A 25,222-nucleotide genomic window follows, 5' to 3' on the forward strand; every position below is an offset into this window, starting at 1 on the left:
GCGATTGGCAAATTCAGGCAACAAATTCTATGGCGTTGCAACTACCGCAGGCGGCATCTGACCGTTCTCAAGGTTCTCAAGAAGGGTTCTCTCGTCGCTGGCTTTGGTTTTGGTTGGGGCTGAGCTTGGCGTTTGCCCTGGTTTACAGCATTCTGGTGCTGCAACAGGCGTTTAGTTCGGCCTATGTGGTGCAGGATGATGCCCGTCAGCATGTGTTTTGGATGCAGCGGTTTACCGATCCGGCCCTGTTTCCCAATGACCTGATTGCTGATTATTTTCAGTCGGTGGCACCCGCAGGCTATAGCTGGCTGTATCGGCTTGCCGCTGGGTTGGGTCTGGATCCGCTGCTAATGAGTAAACTGCTGCCGCCAATTTTAGGCGTGATCAGTACCTTGGCCTGCTTTGGGATTATGCTGGAGCTGTTTCCGGTACCGCTGGCGGCCTTTGTGGCCTCGCTGCTGCTGAATCAGGTGCTGTGGATGAACGATGATTTAGTTTCTGCCACGCCCAGAGCTTTTATTTATCCCTTATTTTTGGGCTTTTGCTATTTTTTGCTGCGGCGTTCGCTGTTGGGCTGCGTGGTGACCATTGGGCTGCAAGGTTTGTTTTATCCGCAGGCGGTGTTTTTGTCGGCAGGATTGCTGCTGTGTCAGCTAGTAGAGTGGCGACCTTGGCCGCGGTTATCCAAACAGGGCAAAGATTACTGGTTTTGCGGAGTGGGTCTGCTGGTGGCGGTGGCGGTAATGTTGCCCTATGCGCTGCACCTGTCCCAGTTTGACCCGGTGGTAACCGTGGCCGAAGCCAAACAAATGCCGGAATTTCAGCGGGGCGGACGGTCCGACTTTTTTACCACCAACGCCTGGAAATTTTGGGTAGAAGGATTGCGCAGTGGCCTGTTGCCCTACATCTCTCGCCTGCCGGAACTGTTGTTCGCCGCCTTTCTGCTGCCGATCATGCTGTGCTTTCCACAGCGCTTTCCCTTAACCCAAGCGATCCAACCGGCGATGCGGCTGATTCCCCAACTGATTGCCGTATCGCTGTTCTGGTTTTTGGCAGCCCATGCGCTGCTGTTTCAACTGCATTTGCCCAGTCGCTACACGCAGCATACCTTTCGGATCCTCCTCTGCTGGACGGCAGCAATGGCGTTGGTGATTGGTCTAGACGCCATGAAACGCTGGGCCTCTCAGTCTCCTCAGCAGCGAACGCTACGCAACGGGTTAGCCAGCGGCATCATGGTGGCTCTGGCGGCAGCGCTGATTTTCTACCCCAGCTACACGCCGGAATTTCCCCGCACCAAATACTTTGTTGGCACCCAGCCGCAGCTATACCAGTTTTTTGCCCAGCAGCCCCCCGACACCCTGATCGCCTCCCTCTCGGAAGAAGCCAACAATTTGCCCAGCTTTACCCAACGTTCGGTGCTGGCGGCCCAGGAGTACGCCATTCCCTACCATATGGGCTATTACCGGCCCTTTCAGCAGCGGATGGTGGCCCTGATTCAGGCGCAGTATAGTCCGGGCTTACCGAAAGTTAAGCAATTTATCAAGCAATACGGCATCGATTTTTGGCTGCTCGATGGCGATGCTTTCAGTCCTGACTATCTGGAACAAGCCTGGTTTAAGCAGTATCCTGACGCGGTCAAAGCGGCAAACCGAGTACTCAAGCCAGGTAAGAAACCGGCCCTAGCCAGGAGCCGTCAGACCTGTGCGGTGTTTCAGAATCAGGAGTTTGTGGTGCTGGAGGCAGGTTGTTTGTTGCAGCAAACGGAGGAGGAGTTGGGGGGATAGGAGTTGGGGGTTGGGGGTGGGGAGTTGGGGGTGGGGAGTCAGAATGGAGACTGTGAATTTTGCTGTGTTGGTTTGTGGCTTGACCCACCCGCAGATGCATCGCGGGCTAATAAAGCAAGTCCACTCATACGCTTGCGCTCCCGCAGGGTAGGGGACTAAACCTCTTGCTTAGTCTGCTACTCTGCGAGAAGGCTGCGCCTACAGACTTCCCTGATTAGCCCGCGATGCATCTGCGGGTGGGAGAAGTACGAAGTCAAAAGCTGGATTGACCCAAAACTCTGAACAGACCCTAAGTACATTTTGCGTACTGCTATAACCCCCAACCCCCAACCCCCAACCCCCAACCCCCAACTCCTCACCCCCAACTCCCCACCCCCAAATGCCCCGCCTCACTAAGCCCCTAACTCCCCCCCAGCACCACTTCCTGATTCTGCTCCTGCTTCTGCTGTTGGGATTGGGATTGCGGCTGTGGCAGCTCAACTCGAAGCCGCTCTGGCTGGATGAGGTGCTGACGGCTCTGTTTACGATGGGACGCAGCTATCAAGATGTGCCGCTGCAACAATTTTTTCCACTGACGGCGCTCGATCAGTTGTTTACGGTTCAGCCGGGGTTGAGCTGTACTGATATCGCCTACCGGATCACGACCGAATCAGTGCATCCGCCGGTCTTTTTCTGTTTGCTCTATCGCTGGCTCAACTGGCTGCCTGCTGATTTCCTGCGCCACCCGGAACACTGGATCTGGGCTTTGCGCTTCCTGCCGGCCTTGTTTGGCGTGGCTGCGATTGGGGCAATTTACTGGCTGAATCGGGTTGCTTTTTCAGCAAAAGCGGGATTGCTGGCTGCGGCTTTGATGGCGGTTTCGCCGTTTGCGGTTTACCTATCGCAGGAAGCACGCCACTACACGCTGCCAATGCTGTTGATTACGTTGGCCCTAGCCGCACTAGTGCAGATGCAGCAGGATTTAATGCGTCAAAATTCCTTGCGTCCGCTGGTTTGGCTCGGCTGGAGCTTGCTTAACCTGTTGGGACTCTACACCCACTATTTCTGCATCCTGGCTCTGATCGCCCAAATCGTGGCCCTCACCGGCTGGATGCTAGTGCACCAACGGCAGCTGCTTCGCCGCCACTGGGGGGCTTGGGGATTGGCGATTGCAGCGATTGGTATCGGCTATTTACCCTGGCTGCCCACAGTAATGAGCCACTTCAGCCGTCCCGAAACCGACTGGCTGATTCCCTACAAGCCCGACTGGATCGACCGTCTGGAACCGCTTTACCAAACTCTGGTCGGCTGGACGCTGATGGTGATCGCCCTGCCGGTGGAAAACCAACCCGACTGGATTGCGATTCCGGCGAGTTTGCTGATGCTGGGGTTCATGCTGTGGCTGGTTTGGCAGCTCAAATCAGCTGCACCGCGTCTCTGGCAAGCCGAAGTCAAGCGTCCGGCGATTCTGCTGATCGCTAGCTTTACCGGCTGCATTCTGCTGCAATTTTTCGCCATTGTTTACCTGCTCGATAAAGACCTGACCGTTGTTCCCCGCTACAACTTTGTCTACTATCCGGGAGTTTGTGCGCTGCTAGCGGCCAGTCTTGCCAGTTCAGGCAGTAAGCAACAAGCGGCCACTAGTCATGATGCATCCCAGAAACCAGCGACCAACCTTAACCCTGGATTTCTGCTGCTGGTTGGTCTGCTCAGCAGCGTCATGGTGGTCCACGGTCTCGCCTTCCAGAAGTCCTACCATCCCGATCGAGTCGCGGCTGACCTAGCCTTTGAACCCGACCGACCCTTAGCCGTGGTGATGAGTTACCGTTCGCCGCAGGAAGTGGGGTTGGGGCTTAGTTTTGCCTTAGCCTTGCGTAACCATCTTGCTGTGCTTGCGGAGACACCGCAACCCGTGGACGAGGCATCGGTGCAGTTTGGCTTTATCGACCGTTCCGAAAGCTATGGTCAGGCATGGCGGCAGCTGGCCAGTTTACCTCAGCCTCTGTCGCCGCCCCTCAACCTCTGGGTGATTGCCTCGCCGGGAATGCGTACCAAAGACTATCCGCAGCGCTTGCGGTTGAATGCGCCCCCTACGCCCACCACTCGCCCCAAAATGGACTGCCGGGTTGATCCAGAGCAATTTCACCGACTTGGGTTTCCCTATCAACTGTTTCGCTGTCAGCCGCTACGACGTAGACCTTCGCAGACAAAGGCTGATATTTGAAGACACAGATTAGTTATTTTCAATCTCGATCTTTACTCTCATCCATGTGCATAACTCTTTGACCCAGGTTGTTCAGGTTGTTTGCATCCTATCGTTATTCAACTTCCTCGGTCACACCTTCGAGAAAACCAATTGCGGCTTTGCCCCAGATGTTTTCTTCAAACAAATGTTCGCCTGCTTTCGTCAAGGCAATCTTGCCACCGTTCAATAAATTTTTCGCTTTCAGTAGATTTTTCCATCTCCAGGGTTGTTTCTGCTTAATTTCTTGGAACTCGGCTTCGATGATGGCAGATTGTCGGGCTGGGTCAGTTGTTGGATAGCGAGCTTGCAGATCATGAATCACCTGCTTAAGGTCATCGATTGCAGCTTGATCTTCAGGTGAAAGGGTGTAGTTATTTTGTGTTTCGATATAGTCCCCTTCAACTTTGATTTGCTTGTTGCCTGCGACAAAGTCTTTGAAGGTGCCGCCAGAAATATTGATGTTGGGTCTAGAGTCGCTAGTCATGGGGGTATGGCTAAGGAAGGTAGTACGGTTTCAAGCTAGGCGCGATTGGATTTACAGTCTGCGAAGCTCAGGGCTTCTGGATCAAGAGCAGCAATGGCGGACTCTAACACAGCTTCCATGGGATGGTCGATCTGGGTGACTCGAAGGCTGTTTTGATGTGGGCAGGCAGCATGTCAAAAAATGCCACAGCCGTTTCTCGATCGAGGTGATTGATTGGGGCGTTGTCTGCATAGAATTATTCTCCCATCGGAACTGTGACGTTGAATGGGGGATCGATGGCTCTCAGAATCAAACTCTCTAAATTTAATGATAACGTTGACTACTGCCTGTAATCGAGTGGGTAGGTGGCAATTCTGACATGATCAGGGTTATGGCCTTCTAACAACAAACTAATTTTCTTGCTTCTCAATGTAATTCCCTTCAATCTTCACGCTCTTATCTCCAGCAATAATGTCGCCAACTTTTCCATCATAGATGTTGATTACCGAAGCAGCGCGATCGGTTGCAGAATTAGCCGGTAGAACCATTTGCTCGATCTCGTAATTGTAGAACCGACAGCGTTCTTGAATCGCAGAGATGGCGTCAAAAGCTTCCTGGTTGCCTGATCGATAGAGTTGCCAGAGTTGAGCGAGTAGTTGAGGAGCATCGATTTGCCCTAATGCTTTAGCTGCGCTCGTGCGAATAGAGAAGTCTTTATGGTTGAGGGACTGAATCAGAGCTTCAATCGCCTGAGGAAAACCAATTTTTCCTAATGCTTCAGCCGCACTCCTTTGAACAGGGAAGTCTTTATGGTTAAGGGCAAGGATGAGTGCTTCAATGGCCTGAGGAGAGGCGATTTGACCTAATGCCGAAGCAGCACGCCATCGAACAGAAGAGTCTTCATCATTGAGAGCTAAGATAAGGGCTTCAACCGCCTGAGGAGAGGCGATTTGACCTAATGCCTCAGCCGTGCTCATTCGAACAGAGGAGTCTTCATCGTTAAGGGCCTGGAGGAGCACGGGGATGACTTGAGGAGAAGCAATTTCTCCTAGAGACTCAACAACACTGCTTCGAACAAAGGAGTCTTCATCGTTGAGGGCTTGGATGAGTACGGGGATAATTTGAGGAGCAGCAATTTTCCCCAATGCCTCAGCAGCACTGCTTCGAACAGGCCAATCTTCATCGTTAAGGGCTTGGATGAGGGCAGGGATGGCTTGAGGAGAAGCAATTTGGCCTAATGCCCAAGCAGCCGTACTTCGAACATCTAGGTCTCCATCGTTAAGGGCTTGGATGAGGGCAGGGATGGCTTGAGGAGAAGCAATTTCCCCCAATGCCTCCACAGCATTGCTTCGGACATCTGATTCTCCATTATTCAGGGCTTGAATGAGGGCAGGGATAGCTTGAGGAGAAGCAATTTCCCCCAATGCATTGACAGCAAACCATTGAACAACTGAATCTTTATCGGTGAGGGCTTGAATGAGGGCTTCAACCGCCTGGGGAGAAGCAATTTGACCTAATCCTTCAGTAGCGCCCATTTGAACATACCGATTTTTGTTGTTGAGGGCTTGAATGAGGGCTTCAACTGCTTGAGGAGAAGCAATTTGTCCTAATGTCTTAGCAGCCTTGCCTCGAATCGAGGAGTCTTCGCTATTGAGGGTTTGAATCAGGGCTTCAACCGCTTGAGGAGAAGCAATTTGACCTATTGCATCAACAGCGCTGATTTGAACATTCCGGTTTTCATCCGTAAGGGCGTAAATGAGAATTTCAACTGCCTGAGGAGAAGCGATTTGACCTAATGCCTTAACAGCATTCTCTCTAACACACCAGTTAGCATAGCTAAATACTTGAATCAGTACTGCCAATGCCTCAGGAGAAGCAATTCGACCTAATGCCTTGGCAGCCTTCCCTTGAACAGAGGTGGCTTCATGGTTGAGGGCTTGTGCAAGATAGCTCACCGCCTGCTCAGAGCGGGTTCTCCCCAATAACTCAATCTTTAACCACTCGGGTACATCCAACTCAATCACCCAGCGAATCGTTTGTTGCTGAAACGGTAGCTTCACTTCCCCTGCCAGCCTTGCCCCCAGCATCAGATCTACCTCTAGCGCCAGCTTCACCACGCGCAGCGCCTCTGCCTCGTTGTCCAGTATCCCTAACATCAACGCCAACGATTCGGTCCAGTCGAGCGAGTTGAGATAGCGCTTTTGCAGGGTCAGGTCATCGAGTTTGTCGAGTTGGCGCAGCAGGTATTCTGCCGCATAGTACTCCTGAAATAGCTGATGGTGGAATTCAATCTGCATTGGATCGGCAGCGACTTGCAGCAAATGATGTTCAAGCAAATCCTCTAGCCAGCGTTTGGCTTTGTCGGCGGGTGCATCTACTCGGCCTTGCAACCACTCTTCCAGAATGACCTCCGCTGCTGTCCAATCCATTTGCAAGCGAATTCCAGTTGTGCCCTGTATCATCCGAAACGCCAAATACTGCAAAAGCTCTGTCTTCCAACGTTGCAGCTCTGCCGAAATCGACTCAATCCGCTTGAACCGAGCATAGTCCTGATCAAACCGGCGGAATAGCTCGCCCTGATTGGAGGGGATCTGCTGCGTCTCGGCAAACACATCGCACAGCAGTTTCAGCAACAGCGGCGTTTCGCACAGGTCTCGCAAGCGGTCCTGCAATTGCTTCAGTAGATCGGCTCCCTGAACAGGCAAATAGGCCGAAACAAACTCGCGCATCTGCGGTGGGGTCAGTGGCTGCATTTCCAGCTTTTTACGAATGCCCAGATCCCCCCGCACACCCAGATCTCGCGTTGTAAAGATCATCGGTGTCGAGGCATTGTTGGCTCGAAACTCCTCCAACTGCTGCAGCAGATGATCAGAAACAATCTCGTTAACACCATCGATCAACAGCAGCAATTGGCCATCCCAGAGCAACTCATCGATCTGCTCGTGGCTCAGCTTCAGCCGCTGGCGGCGAAACACCTCCTGAATGGCATCCATCATCGGCTTACCAGCCCGCAACTCCACCAAAACCGGGATTGTGCTGACTACTTCCCGCAGTGCTCGCCCAGCCTCCCGACACAACAGTTGCCTCAAGGCTGTCGATTTTCCCGAGCCGGGTTTGCCGCTCAGCAGCACATGGTCAGAGGCGTATTTGTAAATACCGTCTAGAACAGGCCAACGTTCAACCTTCTCGGCTCTCTCCGCCACTCTGTTGTGTAAAGCGCCTTGCTGTAGGTTCTTCTCTGGCGAAGTCTGAGCATGCAATCGCAGCGTGATTTCCGCATCCGTTTGCACGTAGCTTTCGGTGTAATTGCTACAAATCGCTTCTAGATAGGCTCGAAACAAACCCGTATCCGCCATAGACAAGAATATGGAGGCAGAGATGTGTCTATCATAGCCGATGCTACTTCTAGAGACTCGGCTCTCAATCGCAGGCTGAGCAGTTCATCGTTTGCCGTAGTGAATCAGTGACTTGCGTCAATTCTCGATCATCATGCACCAAGTAATGAGCAGCTTGTCCCAAGAAGGATTGCATCCACTTGATTGACAGCTCTCTGTAAGAAAAGGTTGAGTCAATGGATTATCCGTTTGCATTACAAAAGAAGACCTGAAATTCCTTTCCAAAGAAACAGACTGCCAAAGATGAAGGAAACGGTTAGGGTAATTTGACGGTTATACTGGGTCAGCCAATCCGAAGCGGCCTGTAGCAGGCTGGCGGACTGGCGGGGGGCAATTGCATAGAGCACCAATGGCAAGATGATCAGCGCCTGTGCAATCAGGATGTAGAGTAGGAACGTCTGAAACTCTTCGCTAGGGCTGAGGTTCGCGTCACTAATGACTCCAATGGCTGAGAGAGTGAACACCCACAGCTTGGGCGCGATCAACGTGATCAGGGCACCCAATCCCACTAGAGAAAGGGCGGTTGCTCGATCGAAGCGGCTCATCCACTTGGGTGGGGGTGCATCAAGGTCATCCTCCTTCAGCAGTTTTTTGACCGCTGAGATCAGCAATAAAATCCCCAGCACGACCAGCAGCATCGAAACAATTGGAGAAGGGCCACCGTCTGTCCCACCCACCTCTGAGTTACGGAAAATATGGCCAAAAATGATGCCCTGCAACAGTCGCACGACGGTTGTTCCAACCACAAATGCGGTTGCCTTTATCAAGCCATTCTGGCTTCGTAGAATCAGCAGAACGATGATAATCCAAATAGGGGCCAGAGCGGTCCCCAAGATCATCGGTAAAAGATCCCAGAAAATGTTCATCATTAACGTATAGCTCAAGGTATCAGCGTTTTAGGTATTAGCACAGAAGGTTTGCTAATTAGCTGATTGTTGTCTTGTAAATCTTACCGTCCTTTATGATCACGCTGAAGTTTTGGTCAGGATTCTTCTCAAATAGAACGCTAGTTGGTTGGGGCACTTAAGTGTTTGCTAGACGCGATAGTACATTGTTGTGGCGCGAAGCGCGCCCACAACGATATCTCCGTCCTAACTGTCATGGCGACGGCTATAAATTAAGCTTTTGCTCTCCCTGTCCCAAAATGGCTGCAAGGCGATAATTCTCTATAGTGATGGGGACGGGTTCTTATAAATTAGAATTTATAGGGTTAATTAGTCCTAGTGTGGTCAACGCTTTCATAGTTGCTGCCATTCTAGTTTGGACGCCAAGCTTCTCATAGATGTGTTCAAAGTGTTTTTCAACTGTTTTCTCACGGCATCCGAGAATAGAAGCAATTTCTTTGGTGCTTTTGTCGTTAGCACCCCAAAATAGGACTTCAGCCTCCCGTTTCGTTAACCCAAGCATTTCCAATACTTTTGGTGAAAACCTGCTGGATGGCTGTTCTTCTAGCAGTAGGAAACATTGTGCTTGGGAACGATCGCAGCTCAGGCGCAGAATTAAGCATGTCTTCTCTTGCTCAATCTGTAACGGAGCACGGAGTTGAGTGACATCGTCGCAATTAAACAATGAAATTTGATAGTTGACCCAATGCTGTAACAGCTCAGGCAGATGAAAGCTTGGAGACCAAGTATCGTGAAAATAGCGCGTTAGCAGTTCCCAGGCTTTTTGTGTCATGGTTTGGACCCTGCCGTTAATTGCCAAAGTAATCATCCCCAAGTGCTCCTGCACTTTGTGCAGTTGGGCTAACTCGTGCTGCATGCGGCTAACGGCAATGGCATTTTTGTAAGCCTGAAGCAGATGGGGCTGGAGTAGATTGAGTACTAGACGATCGCGTTCAGTAAAATTCCGTTTAGGTCGATGTAGAGCAATAACAATATCTGTAGCGTGCTGAAATGAAATATCTAATGTATCTGTAGATGCAGTTGGCAACACCACGATCATCTGCTCTTCTGCATCGACTAGGCGCAAGAACCCATGATATAAACCTTCTAACTGATGCAGTTCTGAGCTACTGAGGAAATCCGATATTTTGTAAGCTCTGGCATCATGGGTTTCCACATAGTGTCTGGCTAGCGGATGTTCATAGAAATGGTGATAGGCAGTTTGTTCAACCTCTTCTAGCGCAAGAGAATCAAGGTCTTTTATGACTGCCGGTAATATCCGGTGTTGAGAAAAGTTAGCTGGCGACCAAACAACTAGATCTGAAGCAACGACCTCTGGCAGCACTGAAATTACTTTTGTGGCTAACGTTTCTAGATCGCAGAGAGTATACAACTCCTGGATACAGTGCTGTATTTGCTGAATATCAGCGGACTTCAGAGTAGTCATCGCTCCTCTCCTTTTACAAACAAATTGGCTCAACAGAGAATTTGCTGAGAGCTACATAGAGTAACAACTTCTTAACAGTCGCATACGGGAATTTCCGTATTGAATGTGAACAACTGATTTCATTATGATTCATCTATATAAGTTTTTCTATGTCAGAAGCTTGAGGAATAAATCAAATAAGCATCTCAGCTTGAATTCCTTGAACTTAGCTGGATAGGAGCAAGAATATTTTTCCACCAACTTAAGTTGATATCTGAATATAAGGAGCTTCACATGAATGCAGCATGTCTAGGAATAGCACTAGCTATGCTAATACCAACTACGCCAAACTCACTGTCACCAATGCAGATCGGCAGTTGGTTCCCAGAATCTAAGATTTCTGCTGAGTATGAGCTTGTAGAGAGTTTTGATCTGAGTGTGAACAAGAGCCAAACCTGTCATGTCAATAGTAATACGAAGCCTGTCATGCTGCTGCAACTTGCGGATCCTTCTCTCGTTGAAACTAAGCCCTCTGCAATCGAAACGGATCCCTTTGAAATTGAGACGAATCCTTCGATTGAGGAAACCAGAAGTCCTGTTGATGGCATCACAATCGATGACACCTGGGCACCTGGGTTAGAGGTTGGACCTATCATTCGCGAAGGACCGACCCGATGCTGGGAATGCTGTAACTGGAGGCCGCAAGGGAGGCGCTGGGTTAGGATTTGTCGGCTCTGCTGCCGTTAATTTCAGGACGTTGAATATGATATGTATCCGCTGGAGTTGCCAACTGCCGTTAATGGCTTCTCACAACAGTTAAATTCTGGCTTTGCATCACAGGTGATTCAGACTATGAAAAGGCTACTCAAACAACTAAGCACATTCTGCATTGTGGCTGCCTTGGTCAGCGTAACACCTGCTGCTTATGCGTGGCCGCAATTTCATGCCGATGGGGCCAACTCAGGCTTTGTTGCCCTCCGCACCTCTCCAGCGCGTCAACCAGCTTGGTCAATCGAAGTTGGTCCTGTACTCCATGCCTCTCCGGTCGTGGGTACGGATGGAACTGTGTATATCGGCAATATGAATGGCGAATTATCAGCGTTCAATTCCAATGGCACTCTCCGCTGGAGGCGCACCCTGCCCCGGCGGGGGGAACGGATCATGGCCTCTCCATCCGTAGGCCAGGATGGGAACCTCTATGTGATTGGAACCTTTGCAGCTATTGTCCGAGATCATCGGGATGGCAGAGGCGGTATTGAACGCCGAGTGCTGCAAAGTTACTTACACAGCTACGATGCTAGCGGCAATCTCCGCTGGACCCATACATTTCCAGAAATTAACGGTCAAGGCGGTTTTACCAGTGCAGCTCCCAAGACATGGAGCGATGGTCAAACGCTCTATGTTTTTGTTCCCGTACTTTATACCTACTCAAATCAAGCCAACCGCTATCTTGCTGTAATTGACCAATCAGGCACTGTGGTTGGGCGCTACTATCTCAGTACCTCGGAACGCTCGAATGCAGTGATTGGTGTTGGACCCGATATCAGGGGATTTTTTGCTGACGTCCTGGGCAAGATTTGGGACTGTGTGCGTTTATCCTGTATTGAGTTTGATGTTTCTGGATTGCCACCCGTCCCCTTGCCCGAAAATGTGGGCTGGCCCCACCCCCCTGTTGCTATCCTGGATCGTCCTCCCCATGCCAATCAGCCTTTGGTTATTGTGGATGATAACGAGCAGAATCTAGTCGCCTATCGTCGCAGTGGTTCCTGCCTGCAAGAAATCTGGCGGAAAACAGATCGGCAACCCAGAAATGCCTCTGCACCCTCAGTATTGCTAAACGGGTTATTGGCCGTAGGCTACAGCAATGGCTTCTTCAAGGTATACGATCCAGCAATTGGTAATGAGGTAGCCAGACCGTGGCCCAGAGTAGATAGCCCAATTGCCGCGTCACCAGCTGCCTTTGTAAGACAAATGTACACCGTCAGCCAACGGGGCCGATTTTTAGCAATCGATAATAACGGCAGTATCTGGAAAGAGACGTATCTGGGGGCAGAGAGTATGGCTGCGCCTGCCATGTCTTTCAATTATCTGTACGTGAGCGATGCCAGAGGACTGAGCACCTTCAGCCCAACCCTAGAGCGAGTGAATACTTATCAGGTTGAAGGTGGCGGCATTTCTTCACCGACAATTGCTGCGAATGGAACGGTTTATCTGATTGCAGGTGGACGGTTATATGCCTTTCCACGCAACAACTAGTTAGCATTCCACGTGCTGGCGCACCTTCAGGGTGAAAGAAATTAGATTCGTGGATGAGTATTTATGCTTACTGAAAATCTAATTTCTTAGGAGCGCCTCACTAGGGCAGGTTTGCCCTGTGCACGAATGGAAGAAACAAGTCTGTACTCGATTTATTGTAGAGACAATCCTGAGTTAGGAAACCGAGCGGTCAATAGTATCATCAAGGGTCTGATTAGGAGCGTGGTTGTGGGGCGTACTGGCAATGAGATTGGTGAAGGTGGCAAAGCCTATCCCGTTTGAGAGATTAGCTGTTCAGCCCGCCCCAACTTGGGAGGTTAATCGTAATGAGGAGCGTTATGAAAAATACCTCGTCCATCGCAAAGCGTAAGTTAGCTCAATCTCCAGCCTTGCCTGCCCAGCTGGCTCATCTTGAGCAACTCAATCTGCATGCAGCGGGAATTGATGTGGGTTCTGCTGAGCATTGGGTTTGTGTCCCTGCTGGAAGAGCCGAAGTCAATGTCCGTGCCTTTGGTTGCTTTACCCCAGACTTACAAGCGATGGCAGCATGGTTGCAGGGGTGTGGGGTGACAACAGTCGCAATGGAATCAACAGGAGTCTACTGGATTCCAGTCTTTCAGATTCTGGAGTCCAGCGGGTTGGAGGTCAAACTGGTGAATGCACACCATCTCAAAACGGTGCCTGGACGTAAGAGCGATGTGCTTGATTGTCAATGGCTCCAGAAATTGCACACCTATGGTCTGTTAGCTGGCTCATTCCGTCCTGAGGAGCAAGTATGTGTGCTGCGAAGCTATGTACGTCAACGAGAACGACTGATTCAAAGTGCGGCTGTGCATATTCAACGGATGCAACATGCCTTGATTCAGATGAATCTGCATCTGCACAAGGTGATTAGCGACATTACTGGCTTAACGGGGATGTCCATCATTCGAGCAATTGTTGCAGGAGAGCATGACCCTCAAACCTTAGCTGCCCTCAAGCACTCGCGTATCCGCAGTAGCCATGACGAAATTGCCAAAGCGCTCAGCGGTAATTATCGAGCAGAATTGGTGTTTGTTTTGCAACAGGAGTTAACGCTTTACGATCTGCATCAACAGCAGATTGCTGCTTGTGATGAGCAGATCGAGCAGTGCCTGTTGAAGTTTGATGCAAAAACTGAGCAAGCACCACCAGAGGCAAAGAACAAGCGGCGTAAGACCACTCAAAATGCTCCTGCCTTTGATTTGCGTGGGCAGCTATATCGAATCAGCGGCATCGATTTTACTCAGATTCCTGGGCTTGATGCGTTGAGCGTCCAGACGATTCTCTCTGAGGTGGGCTTAGAGTCCAATCGCTTTGCCAGTGTCAAACACTTTTGTTCCTGGTTGGGATTATGTCCTGGGACGCGCATTACTGGGGGAAAGTCGCTGAGTTCTCAGACACGAGTAGTGGTGAATCGAGCAGCGAATGCTTTTCGTTTAGCGGCTCAAGCTGTTAGCCATAGTCGCTCAGCCTTAGGGGCATTTTATCGACGCCTGCGGTCTCGTTTAGGCGCACCTAAGGCAATCACAGCAACGGCTCACAAGATTGCTCGTCTGTTCTACAAGCTATGGTCTGAGGGCGGAACCTATGCTGACCCTGGAGAAAACTATTATGAGCAGCAATACCGGGAACGCCTGGTTAAACACCTGAAGAAAACAGCTCAGTCTCTCGGTTTTGAAGTTGTGCCCCACTCCTCCACTGAAAGTGTTTCTTGAGAGTCTGCTCAGGCTGTCGGTTGAGTCGTCCTTGAAGACAATTTGCTCAGATGTATCCCTTAGGGGCAACTTAGCAAACCGATCCTTTGAGTCAGCGGGTAAGGGAATCAAACCCTTTGGAGGAGGTTATCCTTGAGAAAGAGTTCTGCCCTCATTGCTGCTGAGCATGTCGAAACAAGACTATGAGTGGAAACGGTTTTGGTGCCCTCGATCAGGTAGCATTAATCTAACTGATGGTGGTTATTCATATGATCCAGATGCAGAATGGGGCAAGGCGTATAATCCAGATTTGGTTAGTTTAGAGGCGATCGCTGAAATCCCATGTTTGGTTTTATTAGGGGAACCAGGTATCGGTAAGTCTCAGGAACTAGAGAACCTCAAAGCCCTTACAGAGAAGAAGATTTGCAATTCCAGTCAAATCTTAGACTTGAATCTCCGCTCCTGTACCAATTTAAAGGCGGATCTGTTTAAAGATGAAACCTTTACTGATTGGTTAGGGAACAGCTATCGTCTCTATTTGTTTCTAGATAGCCTTGATGAAGGGCTTTTGAGCATCCCGACTCTCGCAGCAGGCTTAATTGATGAGCTTAAGAAACCAAAATATCAGAATCATATCAATCGTCTTCATCTCCGTCTAGCATGTCGAACGTTTGTATTCCCAGCAATTTTGGAGGAGGGGCTAAAGAAGCTTTGGAAAGAAGCTAACTTTGCAATTTATAAACTAGCCCCGCTTCGCCGTATAGACGTTATCGAAGCCGCGAAAGCTGAAGGTTTGTCTTCTAATGATTTCCTAAAGGAAATTGACCAGAAGCATGTTGTACCGCTGGCGATTAAGCCAGTCACTCTAAAGTTTCTGCTAGCTAGCTATCGCAAGTACAATGGTCAGTTTCCACCCAATCAAAAACTTCATGAACTTTATCTTGAGGGATGCCGAGAGTTATGTGCTGAACCGAAGGATGAAGAGCGTCATCCGTTAAGATCAGTCAGTTACCTTCTTCCTGAAAAACGTTTGATAGTTGCTGCTCGGATTGCTGCAATTACAATCTTTTTAAACCGATTTGCAGTATGGTCGGGCAGAAAATTTGATATGCCTAATGGGGACGTATTTCTTAACACTCTCTGCCATGGCTATGAAAATGTAAACGGAAGTTCATTTGAGATCACAGATAAAGTAAACAAAGAAAATGGAAGATGAACCTAAAGTTGAAAATAAAACTACCATTTCAAATTCGTCGAATTCACCTATTAATGCTCCAGTTGGAACAAGTGGTGTCACTAACAGTAATGTAAGCATTGCTAGTTCCGATGCCAAGGAAGGAGTTAATTGGGGAAACTGGATTGCTGTGATTGGAATTCTCGTGGCAATCGTTGCTATACCACTCTCAATGAGTGTAAGTGGCGCATTTAACGAAGAGTTTAAAGAATGGTTCAGCCGCATTTTTCCTTCCAAAGTTGAACAGCAACCTGCAACCAAAAGCGAATAAGTTCGTACTAGAGGAGTGTACTATGCAAATTACAATCGACCTACCACCAGATCTTGAGCAAGATTTGCTCCGTCAAGCAGAGCAATCTAACGTTCCGTTGCAAACCTTGATTCTGCAAGCCTTACGTCAGATGATTCAAGCGCCATCTGTTTCCACTTCTCAGTGGCCGGAGGTTATTCTGTCCTACGAAGGAAGCCCTGACTTTCCAGCGTTTGAGTCCTACCGGGACGAACTCCTTCCGCCTCGTGAACTGGAGCTATTTTGATGCATTATCTCCTTGATACCTGCGTCATCAGCGACTTCATCAAAGGTGAAGCTGGAACCACAGCTAGACTCAAACAAACTCCACCAGTTAATATTGCCATCTCAGCAATTACAGTCATGGAATTACGCTACGGTTTGGCACTAAATCCGCAACGGGTCCAGAAGGTTGAACCTGCGATCGCCAGCATTCTATCTTCTGTAACCATTTTGCCGTTTGGCACCGTAGAAGCTGAACAAACTGCTCAAATCCGTGCCGCTCTCAAATCTCAAGGACAACCAATTGGTGCTTACGATGTCTTGATTGCGGCTACCGCACTTCAACATAACTTGATTATGGTTACAGCAAACCAACGAGAATTTGATCGGATTCCTGGCTTACAAACCGAAAATTGGCGACAATTCTAGATGAGTGGTCAATGCTAATTGCAGATTAACACTGCATGGCAGCGGACGGACAAAAGCTGCTGGTGTGGATTTCAAGGTTACCTGCTACCGCTGCACTTCACCGCTGTCTTTGCCAGCGGAAGATAGGACTTCTACTGCGTTTTTACCAACAATCTAACCATTTGCTCGGCCACACCTGCTGCGGATGCGGGATTTTGGCCTGTCACTAGGCGCTCGCTCACGACTACTTTGGCTTGAAAATTCGGAGCCTTTTCAATCAGGGCACCCCGCTCCTTCAGCTTATCCTCTAACAGAAACGGCACCACATCCGCTAGACCAACTTCTACTTCTTCCTCATTGGTAAAGCCAGCGACGACCTTTCCAGCCACCAGATAGTCTCGATTGGCAAGCTGAACGTTAACCAATGCAGCAGGGCCATGACAAACTGCTCCCACAATCCCACCCTGCGCGTAGATGCGGGCCGCAACTTCAGCCAACTCCTGATTATCAGGAAAATCCCACATGGTGCCGTGTCCGCCAGCATAGAAAATCGCTGCATACTCAGACGGATTCACTTGAGTTGGATGCAAGGTATTTTCGACTTGTGCCATCTTGCTAGGATTATCGAGAAATTCTGCATTCAGCGGATCGGTGCGATCGATGCCAATCATCGGCGCTTTTCCTCCCTTGGGACTGACATATTCCACGATTAAACCAGCCCGCTCGAAGACATCAACTGGGTGGCTCACTTCGGGCAGGTAAAACCCGGTTTCTTTGCCTGTATTCCCCAAGGTGTCATGACTTGTCAAAACGATCAGGATCTTCTGAGACATAATTATTGAACTCCAATGGGTGAACTCCAAATCAATCAGGACAATTGGTAAGCAACTTTGCGTTTCGTCACCTGACCCTTTCATCCTAAAAGGTGTTTATCTAAAATACAAATAATGAATATTCGCAATTCCCATAATTTAATTTATGGTTAGTTTGGAATGGTACCGCAGCTTTGTTGAGGTCTATCGAATCGGCACGGTATCGGGCGCAGCCGAAGTCTTGCATCTCACCCAGCCTGCCGTCAGCCAGCATATTGCTGCGCTGGAGTCCGCTTTGGGCGTTGGGCTGTTCCAACGGATGCCGCGTCGGATGCAGCCGACAGAAGCGGGAAAGCGGCTCTATAACCAGGTTGTGGCCGCAATCGAAATGCTAGAATCGATTCCGACCAAAACTGGTTTAGCCAATGCTCCTCTGCTAATTCGTCTAGGCGCACCAACCGATTTTTTCAGCGAATATGTTTTGCAACGTTTACCGAAAGCTGAGAAATCGCTGTTAAAGGTGCAATTTGGCTTGGTTCAGGATCTGATCGAACAACTGTTGCAAAACCAGATCGATTGTGCAATCGCAACTCAAAAAATTGCTAAACCGGAACTGGACTATCAGTTGCTGTTTGAAGAAAACTTTTGGTTGGTTGGTCCACCAAATGTCAAAATTCCCCGATCGCAGAGGCCCGCTAATTTGACCAGGCTCGAACAGTGGCTTAAACCCCAACCCTGGATTGCCTACAGCGAAGATTTACCAATTATTCGTCGATTTTGGCGCGTCGTTTTTGGAAGGCGGTTAGGTATCAATCCTCAACTGGTGATTCCAGATTTACGCAGTATCCGAGAAGCCATCGCTCAAGGCTTGGGATATAGCGTATTGCCAGATTATCTTTGTCAAGACTGGGTCGCCGATAAGCGACTAGCTTTGATTGTAAAACCAACCACCGCCGTGACGAACCAGATCTGGCTCGCTTACCGCAAAAAAGAACGCCAATCGCAATCGGTGGCATTGCTTCTGGATTGGTTGAGAGGGGATGACGAAAGTGACGGTTAATACTATCGATGTTCTTCAGCCTGCTTCACGGCTGATGCTCTATTTTCATCTCAGTCGCGAATCGCGATTGCCACAAAATCAGAGGCAGTCACATCTTCGACCCCCATCAATCGGGCAAGGGAACAGCCTCGCCATTGAATCAGCAGATCTTGACCTTGCGAAGAAAACTGCAACTGGCCGAAGCGCAACTGATCCGCTAGCGCCAGCCGATCGCCCGTTTTGAAGTCACGAATAATTGCAGTACCATCGGTTGACAGCACGAATGTATTTCTGCCCTTGCCGCCCGTTAAGTAATTTGCAGCCGCTCCCCCGGCTAGCAGATCATCCCCATCACCGCCCCAGAGCTGATCGCGGCCTTGATTGCCCAGCAGCGTATCGTCACCTCGTCCACCGACCAGTCGGTCATTCCCTCGTCCGCCGAGCAAGTAATCGTTGCCGGCATTGCCGTACAGGTGATCAGGTTTAGGGCCACCAAACAGCGCATCAAACCCGCCTGCCCCGCTGAGTCGATCGCTGCCGCCCAGTCCAAACAGGTTATCGGCTCCCGCATGTCCTCGTAAGCGGTTCTTACCCTTGGTGCCGCTCAGGTGCCGTTGGTAGGATGCTAAAACGGCGGCATCAGCCTGCACTAAACCAGCCCCGCTGCGGAAGTTGCCGGCTGGGTCGAGAGGAATAGCAGTGCGCTGCATGATTTGAGTAAGTTGGGCAGGCGATAACCGTTTGGGTCCACCGGCTCGCTGCCATAGTAATGCTGCGACGGCTGCTGCATGGGGAGCCGCGGCTGAGGTACCAGAGAAAGGATTGAAAATCCTCAAGCTAGTAGCAACTCCGCTAGGCGCAACTATCTCTGGCTTCAGGCGAATTTCGGGGGTAGGGAGACGATTGCCCTGGGGATCAAACAAAATGGGTGTGCCGCCCCGGCTAGAGAATTCTTCCAGCACGGGTGGATTGACCCCAAACAGAGGCGTTTTACTCAGGGCCACAGCACCCACTGCAACCGCTCCTTTGGCATTCGGTTGGCCATAGATGGTCGATTGTTCTGCTGCGTTATTGGTTTTACTAATATACTCGTAACCTATATCTCGATCGAGATCGTTCGCCGTACTGATCCATTTAACGTAAGTACTGGTATCTCTAACTTCGATTTTTCTAGCAATTACCAGATAAGCTATTTTTGATGTATCGGGCTGATAAAAAAGCTGTTCAAGCGGCTGTTCAATGCCATTAGAAAACAGATTTGTAGAGGCCGCCAGCAGGTTTGCATCGGTGGTAGGCAATTGAGGCGTAGAGACCAAAAACAAAGCCAAATCGCTGCTAATTTTGCCGACCGGCTGATCCCAGCTCAATAGGGGTTGGATGGCTCCACCGAAACCAAAGTTGATATCCTGGAATAGATCAACCCCCTCGCCTGGATCAAAGTCATGCGCTTCATAGGTGATGCCGTTGAGTGTAAAGGTAGCACTGGGGCGGAAGTTACTTTCGTAAGAGCGATTACTATCGTTTCCCACTGCTGAGAAATAGGCCACGCCTCGATCTACCACTTTAGTCACCGTTTGGGCCAACAATCCATCTTGAAAGAATGCAGTTGGTATTCCTACATCATCTACGATGACGTTTGCTCCAGCCCTGGCAAGCGCTTTTACGGCACGGGCAAAACTCTTTTCAGTAATAGCCTTCCTTGACTGGTAGGCGGTATGAAATAGCAGTTCAGCTCCTGGTGCAATGTCGGTAATTATTTGCAGCATGGCCCGTCCTTCATCGCTGCCTCGGCGCAAATCCTTCAAGACTCGTACTGATTTGCTGTAGCCCAAGGGGTTTTGTCGTCCTGGCAACTCACCGCTGGCAACATCGCGACTTGCTTTTCTGAATGCGTTAAAGCTATCTGAGATCACGCCGATCTTGATGCCGCGTCCATCTAGATGGAAATTGCGCCGTGCCACCTGAGCACGCATAACCCGATCGCCTTGAGTTGTAAATTTGCCTACCATGTGGAGGAGTTTTAAGTTCTAAATTCTAAGTTTTGGTAGCAGAGCTTGCACAGTTATACCGATTTGTAACTTGCGGGTATGCAAACCTGAATCTGTGCATACAGTTACGGCATCTGATGGGGAGCCATGCTGTAGAGAGTTTGTGTCAGCGCAGGAGTGATGCAGCCCAGATAAAATTTGATTGGGATGTTGCCCTAGTTTTATTCAACTCTGTTTCTAGCTAACTTGACACTTTCCCAACATCTCGATAAGTCATTGCATGGTCACGATGGCCATTAAAGTGCAAGCTGAATCTGCTGACTAGCGCTAGAGAGAAGAGCGGCTTCTACCTCAGCCGGAGGCAGGTCTGGCTTGGCGCTCAGCAACAGGGCCGCCACACCCGCCACAAACGGAGCGGCGAACGAGGTGCCCTCCAGCAGGTCGTAACTGCTGCCCAGCGTCGTAGAGTAGACATCAACCGCTGGCGCAACCACATAATTAAGCCGCTTCAACCCAGCCGGATTGGAATCAATGTAGAAGTTGCGTTTGTTATCCACGCCACCCACGGCGATTCCTAAACCTGCTGAGGCATAGAGGGCGGGCCGATCCGGTTCTAGTGCACTCAAAAGCTGTCGATCATTGCCAGCAGAAAACACGACAACGACACCAGCCTGTCTGGCTCGTCGCAGCGCTGCCTCGACTTTAGGCAGGGGCGGATCGCTCGAACTGCTACCCAAACTAATATTAATCACCTGTGCTCCATTGTTCGCTGCATAATCAATTCCGGCAGCCACATTCGCGTCAAATTGCGCCAGCGGCGTTTCGCCTTGAATCACCTTTATCGGCATGATCTTAGCGTTATGAGCAACTCCAGTGATCCCGATACCATCGTTGGCGGCGGCAATAATTCCAGCCACCTGGGTGCCGTGGCCCTCAGTGTCGTTCAGGTTAGGATTTTGATCAATAAAGTTCCATCCATGCACATCATCGATAAAACCATTGCGGTCGTCATCAATGCCATTACCAGGAATTTCATCGCTGTTGCGCCACAGATTTCGACTCAGATCGGGATGGTTGAGATCAATTCCTTCATCCAGGACGGCCACCGTCACGCCTTGGCCTGTAAAGCCCTGGGTCCATACTTCTGGCACTCTAACCAAATCCAACCCCCACTGATTGCCGCCTAAAACAGGAACATCTGCCGCCGGTTTAAATAGGGTTTGCCCAGTGACCCGATTGATGGCAGCAGCAGCATCGACTAGACCATAGCCATAGAACAGGTTGAAGTGGCTGGCAATCGGCTTGAGGACGCGGCTTTTGACCAGATATGATCCGATTTGCCGCCGTTGGTCGCTGCTGACCCGCACTAGATACTGGGTCTGGGGCTGCACCGTGAATACTACTCGGGCATTGGTATTGGTGCCGCCCAGATCAGAGCCATAGAGGATGGGCTGCTTGGTGCGGCCATTCACCAACTGAAGGTAGGGATCAAATTGGCGGGAGTTGAGGCGAACTTCAATTTGCTGACCTGCCGTTAACCCTTTGAGGCGGTAATCATCGACGTAGTAGGTGCCCTGAAAGTATGGATCGATGGAGTCGGTAGAGCTGAGTATGCCGCGTACCTGGCCCTGCGGCTTCAGAAACGGTGCGGATGAATTGGTTCGGCGGCGCTTGGCGGGTTGGCTGCGGTTAGTCGCAGCAGAACTATGGGCATACCGCAGCTTAGACGGACCAGAAGCTTGAGCAAACCCTTCACCAAAACTCCGACCACTGGGCTGCCCCAGCAAATTTTTGGCAGCAGCGTAGGCGAATTCAGGAGGCGAGGACTGGAGGCGGAATTGGCGAGGCAAGTGAAAAGCGGACATGCAAAACAATGGCTCAGAAAATTTGAGAAGCTAAACTTTGAGTACTAAACTTTGAGTATTTAAACAAAGCTGCCCAGATGAATTGAGCAAATTGGCAATTAATATTTACCCCAATTACCCCTTGATCTACAGTGTTCTCACAGCATTTCAGGAGAAGAATGGGCCGAGATTTGGCCGCAATCAGCAATGGTTCGATAGAATTCTTAAATGTCCCTTGTCGTTTCATTACTAACTCCAGATCCCACCCGTGACGCTAACAGAACCCGGAAGCTACAAAGATACCGTTAACCTGCCCCAAACCAAGTTTGACATGCGGGCCAACGCGATTAAGCGCGAACCGGAACTGCAACAGTTTTGGGCCGAGCACCAGATCTACGAAAAGCTAGCCGAGCAAAATCCGGGAGCACCCTTCATTCTGCATGATGGGCCGCCCTACGCCAATGGCGCGATTCATATGGGCCACACCCTCAACAAGGTGCTGAAGGACATTCTCAACAAATATCAGATGCTGCAAGGGCGCAAGGTGCGCTATGTCCCCGGTTGGGACTGTCATGGTTTGCCGATTGAGCTAAAGGTGCTGCAAGCCATGAAGCCAGAGGAACGGCAAGCTCTGACGCCGCTGGAATTACGCCGTCGCGCTAAAACCTGGGCACTCGAACAAATGGCGCAGCAGCGGGACAGTTTCAAAAAGCTGGGCATCTGGGGCGATTGGGATCATCCCTATCTGACGATGCAGCCGGAATACGAGGCGGCTCAGATCCGCGTGTTTGGCCAAATGGCGCTGAAGGGCTACATCTATCGCGGCCTAAAGCCAGTGTATTGGAGTCCTAGCTCGCGCACTGCCTTGGCCGAAGCCGAACTGGAATATCCGGACGAGCACACCTCGCGCAGCGTCTATGCCGCCTTTCCGATGGTGAGCTTGGCCGACTCTGCTGCCGCCTTTCAGCCCTATCTCGACAAGCTGGGCGTCGCCATCTGGACCACCACGCCTTGGACTCTGCCCGCTAACCTAGCCGTGGCCGTTAACCCAGAGCTGACCTACGCTGTGGTGGAACTGAAGGGCGAGCATCCGACTGCCTTCCAGTACTTGATCGTGGCAAAGGAGCTAGTGGAAAAGCTGGCCGAGACGCTGGGTGTGGAGCTAGTTGTGCAGGCTGAGCTAAAGGGCAAGCAGCTAGAGCACTCTAGCTATCGTCATCCCTTGATGGACCGCACCAGCGAAATCCTGATCGGCGGCGATTATGTTACGACCGAGTCTGGTACGGGTTTGGTGCACACGGCTCCTGGTCATGGTCTAGAAGACTTTGGCGTCGGGCAGCGCTATGGGTTGCCAGTCCTGTCGCCGGTAGATGACGAAGGCAAGTTTACGGCTGAAGCCGGTCCCTTTGCGGGGCTACAAACCGTAGATGAGGTACTCAGCGAAAAGGGCAAAACCAAATTCCGCCTCAGTTCGGGCAATGCCGCCGTAATCAAAGCTCTGCAGGACGCCAAGGTGCTGCTGAAGGAAGAAGCCTACAAACACCGCTACCCCTACGACTGGCGTACCAAACAGCCCGTTATGTTCCGCGCCACCGAACAGTGGTTTGCCTCGGTGGATGGGTTCCGGGAGGCGGCCTTGAAAGCGATCTCCGAAGTAAAGTGGATTCCGGCTCAGGGCGCAAACCGGATCACGGCGATGGTGTCGGAGCGCTCGGACTGGTGCATTTCGCGTCAGCGCAGTTGGGGCGTGCCAATTCCGGTGTTCTACGACGAAGAAACCAACGAACCGCTGCTGAATGAAGCCACCCTCAACCACATCGAAAAGCTATTTGCCGCCAAAGGCTCCGATGCCTGGTGGGAACTGCCGGTCGAACAGCTGCTGCCAGAGCCATACCGCAACAACGGCCGCCCGTACCGCAAAGGCACCGACACGATGGATGTCTGGTTTGATTCTGGCTCTTCCTGGGCTGCCGTGGCCGAACAGCGCCCTGAACTGCACTATCCGGTTGACCTGTACCTGGAAGGCTCAGATCAGCATCGGGGCTGGTTCCAGTCCAGCTTGCTCACCAGCGTTGCTGTTAACAACCAAGCACCCTACAAAGCGGTGCTGACCCACGGCTTTACCCTCGACGAAGAAGGCAACAAGATGAGTAAATCCCTGGGCAACGTGATCGATCCAATAGTGATCATCCAGGGCGGCAGCCTCAAGATCAAGAACAAAACTGAGAATGTGCCGGCCTATGGAGCCGATGTGCTGCGGCTGTGGGTGTCGTCGGTGGACTACTCAAAAGATGTGCCGCTGGGGTTAAATATCCTGAAGCAGCTTAACGATGTGCGCGGTAAGATTCGCAACACGGCTCGTTTTCTGCTGGGCAATCTGCATGATTTTGATCCGGCCAAAGATGCGGTGCCCTATGAGCAACTGCCCGAACTGGATCGCTACATGCTGCACCGGATGACCGAGGTGTTTGCCGAAGCCACCGATGCCTTCGAAACCTATCAGTTCTTCCGCTTCTTCCAGACAATCCAAAACTTCTGTGTTGTCGATCTGTCCAACTTCTACCTCGACATTGCCAAAGACCGGCTCTATATTAGCGCTCCAGATGCATTCCGCCGCCGCAGTTGTCAGACCGTGTTGGCGGTGGCGATCGAAAACCTAGCTCGCTCGATTGCGCCGGTGCTCTCCCATCTCGCTGAAGATATCTGGCAGTATCTGCCCTACTCAACCCCCTATCAGTCGGTGTTTGAATCCGGTTGGGTGAAACTGGACGACCAGTGGCAGCAGCCCGAACTCAGCGAAAAATGGCAGCAGATCCGGCAACTGCGTGACGAAGCCAACCGAGTGCTGGAAAAAGCCCGGTCCGATAAGGCGATTGGATCTTCGCTAGCAGCCCAATTGTTGCTCTATGTGGCGGATCTGGATCTGCGTCAGCAGCTTACGGCCATGAATCCAGCCGATAGCCTCAAGAGTAATGGCGTTGATGAACTGCGCTATCTCTTCCTCACCTCTCAGGTGGAACTGCTTGATGCGCCTGCTCGCCTAGCTGACTTGAAATACCAGTCCCAGACGGATGCTCTTGGCCTGGGAGTTACCGATGCGGCTGGCAAAAAGTGCGACCGCTGCTGGAACTATTCGGTCCATGTAGGTGAATCCTCAGATCATCCGCTGATCTGCGAACGCTGTGTTGCTGCCCTTGACGGTCAGTTCTAGGCCATTTGCTGAATCAGCAAATTCGTAG

17 protein-coding genes are annotated in these 25,222 nt (G+C 50.7%); 10 read left to right on the forward strand and 7 right to left on the reverse strand.

Annotation, left to right across the window (positions count from 1 at the left end; genetic code table 11):
* The first annotated feature begins 29 nt into the window (after positions 1 to 29).
* Both HJG54_RS06945 and HJG54_RS06950 read left to right on the forward strand, forming a co-directional pair.
* Positions 30 to 1,784 carry a hypothetical protein gene (locus tag HJG54_RS06945; RefSeq protein ID WP_316434123.1) on the forward strand — a complete coding sequence of 585 codons (1,755 nt, stop codon included), beginning with the start codon at positions 30 to 32 and terminating at the stop codon, positions 1,782 to 1,784.
* A 379-nt stretch (positions 1,785 to 2,163) separates the two neighbouring features.
* Complete coding sequence (locus tag HJG54_RS06950) at positions 2,164 to 3,987, forward strand: glycosyltransferase family 39 protein (protein ID WP_316434125.1); 1,824 nt, start codon at positions 2,164 to 2,166, stop codon at positions 3,985 to 3,987.
* Positions 3,988 to 4,081: 94 nt separating this feature from the next.
* Here HJG54_RS06950 and HJG54_RS06955 read toward each other — a convergent pair whose 3' ends face one another.
* From HJG54_RS06955 to HJG54_RS06970, 4 genes are all read right to left on the reverse strand, one after another.
* Complete coding sequence (locus HJG54_RS06955) at positions 4,082 to 4,492, reverse strand: hypothetical protein (protein ID WP_316434126.1); 411 nt, start codon at positions 4,490 to 4,492, stop codon at positions 4,082 to 4,084.
* A 389-nt stretch (positions 4,493 to 4,881) separates the two neighbouring features.
* The gene (locus HJG54_RS06960; protein WP_316434127.1) at positions 4,882 to 7,827 is read right to left on the reverse strand and encodes a HEAT repeat domain-containing protein; all 2,946 of its coding nucleotides are present in this window, start codon (positions 7,825 to 7,827) and stop codon (positions 4,882 to 4,884) included.
* 233 nt (positions 7,828 to 8,060) lie between these two features.
* Positions 8,061 to 8,735 carry a GAP family protein gene (locus HJG54_RS06965; protein WP_316434129.1) on the reverse strand — a complete coding sequence of 225 codons (675 nt, stop codon included), beginning with the start codon at positions 8,733 to 8,735 and terminating at the stop codon, positions 8,061 to 8,063.
* Positions 8,736 to 9,054: 319 nt separating this feature from the next.
* A complete protein-coding gene (locus HJG54_RS06970; protein WP_316434130.1) occupies positions 9,055 to 10,230 on the reverse strand; it encodes a LuxR family transcriptional regulator in 1,176 nt (391 codons plus the stop codon).
* Between the two features lie 798 nt (positions 10,231 to 11,028).
* Between HJG54_RS06970 and HJG54_RS06975 the strand changes: the two genes are divergently transcribed.
* The 6 genes from HJG54_RS06975 (at position 11,029) to HJG54_RS07000 (ending at position 16,321) form a co-directional block, all read left to right on the forward strand.
* Positions 11,029 to 12,432: a PQQ-binding-like beta-propeller repeat protein gene (locus tag HJG54_RS06975; protein ID WP_316434132.1), complete on the forward strand. Its 1,404-nt coding sequence runs from the start codon at positions 11,029 to 11,031 to the stop codon at positions 12,430 to 12,432.
* Between the two features lie 338 nt (positions 12,433 to 12,770).
* Positions 12,771 to 14,168, forward strand: coding sequence for an IS110 family transposase (locus HJG54_RS06980; protein WP_316431088.1), 1,398 nt, complete (start codon positions 12,771 to 12,773; stop codon positions 14,166 to 14,168).
* Between the two features lie 166 nt (positions 14,169 to 14,334).
* Positions 14,335 to 15,363 (forward strand): NACHT domain-containing protein, encoded by a 1,029-nt coding sequence (locus tag HJG54_RS06985; protein WP_316434133.1) that lies wholly within the window; start codon positions 14,335 to 14,337, stop codon positions 15,361 to 15,363.
* On the forward strand, positions 15,353 to 15,652 hold the full coding sequence (locus HJG54_RS06990; protein WP_316434134.1) for a hypothetical protein: 300 nt from the start codon (positions 15,353 to 15,355) through the stop codon (positions 15,650 to 15,652). Before HJG54_RS06985 ends, HJG54_RS06990 begins: the two co-directional genes overlap by 11 nt.
* 22 nt (positions 15,653 to 15,674) lie before the next feature.
* Positions 15,675 to 15,917: a hypothetical protein gene (locus tag HJG54_RS06995; protein ID WP_316434135.1), complete on the forward strand. Its 243-nt coding sequence runs from the start codon at positions 15,675 to 15,677 to the stop codon at positions 15,915 to 15,917.
* Positions 15,917 to 16,321: a type II toxin-antitoxin system VapC family toxin gene (locus tag HJG54_RS07000; RefSeq protein ID WP_316434136.1), complete on the forward strand. Its 405-nt coding sequence runs from the start codon at positions 15,917 to 15,919 to the stop codon at positions 16,319 to 16,321. Before HJG54_RS06995 ends, HJG54_RS07000 begins: the two co-directional genes overlap by 1 nt.
* Positions 16,322 to 16,452: 131 nt before the next feature.
* On the opposite strand, the gene HJG54_RS07005 is transcribed toward HJG54_RS07000, so the two are convergent.
* Positions 16,453 to 17,133 (reverse strand): type 1 glutamine amidotransferase domain-containing protein, encoded by a 681-nt coding sequence (locus HJG54_RS07005; RefSeq protein ID WP_316434137.1) that lies wholly within the window; start codon positions 17,131 to 17,133, stop codon positions 16,453 to 16,455.
* Between the two features lie 145 nt (positions 17,134 to 17,278).
* Between HJG54_RS07005 and HJG54_RS07010 the strand changes: the two genes are divergently transcribed.
* Positions 17,279 to 18,172: a LysR family transcriptional regulator gene (locus HJG54_RS07010; RefSeq protein ID WP_316434138.1), complete on the forward strand. Its 894-nt coding sequence runs from the start codon at positions 17,279 to 17,281 to the stop codon at positions 18,170 to 18,172.
* A gap of 50 nt (positions 18,173 to 18,222) precedes the next feature.
* Here the strand turns inward: HJG54_RS07010 and HJG54_RS07015 are convergent, their stop codons facing one another.
* Both HJG54_RS07015 and HJG54_RS07020 read right to left on the reverse strand, forming a co-directional pair.
* Positions 18,223 to 20,160 (reverse strand): S8 family serine peptidase, encoded by a 1,938-nt coding sequence (locus HJG54_RS07015; RefSeq protein ID WP_316434139.1) that lies wholly within the window; start codon positions 20,158 to 20,160, stop codon positions 18,223 to 18,225.
* 275 nt (positions 20,161 to 20,435) lie between these two features.
* Positions 20,436 to 22,004: a S8 family peptidase gene (locus tag HJG54_RS07020; RefSeq protein ID WP_316434140.1), complete on the reverse strand. Its 1,569-nt coding sequence runs from the start codon at positions 22,002 to 22,004 to the stop codon at positions 20,436 to 20,438.
* 247 nt (positions 22,005 to 22,251) lie between these two features.
* Between HJG54_RS07020 and ileS the strand changes: the two genes are divergently transcribed.
* Complete coding sequence (gene ileS / locus HJG54_RS07025) at positions 22,252 to 25,194, forward strand: isoleucine--tRNA ligase (protein ID WP_316434141.1); 2,943 nt, start codon at positions 22,252 to 22,254, stop codon at positions 25,192 to 25,194.
* The last annotated feature ends 28 nt before the right edge of the window (positions 25,195 to 25,222 follow it).

The sequence above is a fragment of the Leptolyngbya sp. NK1-12 genome (genome assembly GCF_032598965.1).
Taxonomy (GTDB): domain Bacteria; phylum Cyanobacteriota; class Cyanobacteriia; order Elainellales; family Elainellaceae; genus Elainella.

Excerpts from the sequence above, each read along its gene's own strand:
- HJG54_RS07020 (WP_316434140.1), bottom strand. The coding sequence starts at position 22,004 with ATGTCCGCTTTTCACTTGCCTCGCCAATTCCGCCTCCAGTCCTCGCCT.
- HJG54_RS07005 (WP_316434137.1), bottom strand. The coding sequence starts at position 17,133 with ATGTCTCAGAAGATCCTGATCGTTTTGACAAGTCATGACACCTTGGGG.
- HJG54_RS06985 (WP_316434133.1), top strand. The coding sequence starts at position 14,335 with ATGTCGAAACAAGACTATGAGTGGAAACGGTTTTGGTGCCCTCGATCA.
- HJG54_RS06950 (WP_316434125.1), top strand. The coding sequence starts at position 2,164 with ATGCCCCGCCTCACTAAGCCCCTAACTCCCCCCCAGCACCACTTCCTG.
- HJG54_RS07015 (WP_316434139.1), bottom strand. The coding sequence starts at position 20,160 with ATGGTAGGCAAATTTACAACTCAAGGCGATCGGGTTATGCGTGCTCAG.
- HJG54_RS06995 (WP_316434135.1), top strand. The coding sequence starts at position 15,675 with ATGCAAATTACAATCGACCTACCACCAGATCTTGAGCAAGATTTGCTC.
- HJG54_RS07010 (WP_316434138.1), top strand. The coding sequence starts at position 17,279 with ATGGTTAGTTTGGAATGGTACCGCAGCTTTGTTGAGGTCTATCGAATC.
- HJG54_RS06945 (WP_316434123.1), top strand. The coding sequence starts at position 30 with ATGGCGTTGCAACTACCGCAGGCGGCATCTGACCGTTCTCAAGGTTCT.
- HJG54_RS07000 (WP_316434136.1), top strand. The coding sequence starts at position 15,917 with ATGCATTATCTCCTTGATACCTGCGTCATCAGCGACTTCATCAAAGGT.
- HJG54_RS06965 (WP_316434129.1), bottom strand. The coding sequence starts at position 8,735 with ATGATGAACATTTTCTGGGATCTTTTACCGATGATCTTGGGGACCGCT.
- HJG54_RS06980 (WP_316431088.1), top strand. The coding sequence starts at position 12,771 with ATGAAAAATACCTCGTCCATCGCAAAGCGTAAGTTAGCTCAATCTCCA.
- HJG54_RS06990 (WP_316434134.1), top strand. The coding sequence starts at position 15,353 with ATGGAAGATGAACCTAAAGTTGAAAATAAAACTACCATTTCAAATTCG.
- HJG54_RS06960 (WP_316434127.1), bottom strand. The coding sequence starts at position 7,827 with ATGGCGGATACGGGTTTGTTTCGAGCCTATCTAGAAGCGATTTGTAGC.
- HJG54_RS06955 (WP_316434126.1), bottom strand. The coding sequence starts at position 4,492 with ATGACTAGCGACTCTAGACCCAACATCAATATTTCTGGCGGCACCTTC.
- HJG54_RS06975 (WP_316434132.1), top strand. The coding sequence starts at position 11,029 with ATGAAAAGGCTACTCAAACAACTAAGCACATTCTGCATTGTGGCTGCC.